This window comes from Acinetobacter lactucae (genome assembly GCF_013344765.1).
In the GTDB taxonomy this organism is placed as follows: domain Bacteria; phylum Pseudomonadota; class Gammaproteobacteria; order Pseudomonadales; family Moraxellaceae; genus Acinetobacter; species Acinetobacter lactucae_A.
Map to the genome: position 1 here is coordinate 1 of NZ_JABVBF010000356.1, position 988 is coordinate 988.

General features: G+C 53.9%; 1 protein-coding gene. It reads left to right on the forward strand.

Features of this window, described 5'->3' with window-relative positions; all coding sequences use genetic code 11:
- The coding region (locus tag HUN22_RS17295) for an Ig-like domain-containing protein (protein WP_254617566.1) at positions 1-988 on the forward strand (988 nt) is incomplete at both ends.

Here is a 988-nt window from a genome sequence, read left to right on the forward strand (position 1 = left end):
GCACTTGCGGCAGGTGAAGATGCCAACATCAGCTTCACGTTCAGTGAGGCAGTAGCAGGCTTTGATGCAAGCGACATCACAGTGGTAGGCGGTACATTGACTGGCCTGACTACGACTGACAACATCATCTGGACAGCAGTGTTCACACCGGATGGCACAGGCACAGCACCAAGCATTGCGGTGGCTGACGGTAGCTACACAGATACTGTGGGCAATCTCGGTACAGGCGATGTACTTGATGGTACAGACGGCTTTATCGTTGACCTTGTTGCACCGGTGGTGACTTTCCCGGATGTATCGACGAACGATACAACGCCTGCATTGACCGGTACGATCGATGATCCTACTGCGAGTGTGGTGGTGACCGTGGATGGCGTGGATTACCCGGCAACCAACAATGGTGACGGTACTTGGACGCTTGCAGACAATACACTTCCAGTGTTGGCAGATGGCCCGCACACAGTGAGCGTGATTGCAACAGATGTAGCAGGTAACGTTTCAACTCCGGTAACCGGCACAGTGACTGTTGATGCGACAGCACCAACCCTTGCAATCACGACAGATGACCTTGCACTTGCGGCAGGTGAAGATGCCAACATCAGCTTCACGTTCAGTGAGGCAGTAGCAGGCTTTGATGCAAGCGACATCACAGTGGTAGGCGGTACATTGACTGGCCTGACTACGACTGACAACATCACCTGGACAGCAGTGTTCACACCGGATGGCACAGGCACAGCACCAAGCATTGCGGTGGCTGACGGTAGCTACACAGATGTCTTGGGTAACCTGGGTACAGGCGATGTACTTGATGGTACAGACGGCTTTATCGTTGACCTTGTTGCACCGGTGGTGACTTTCCCGGATGTATCGACGAACGATACAACGCCTGCATTGACCGGTACGATCGATGATCCTACTGCGAGTGTGGTGGTGACCGTGGATGGCGTGGATTACCCGGCAACCAACAATGGTGACGGTACTTGGACGC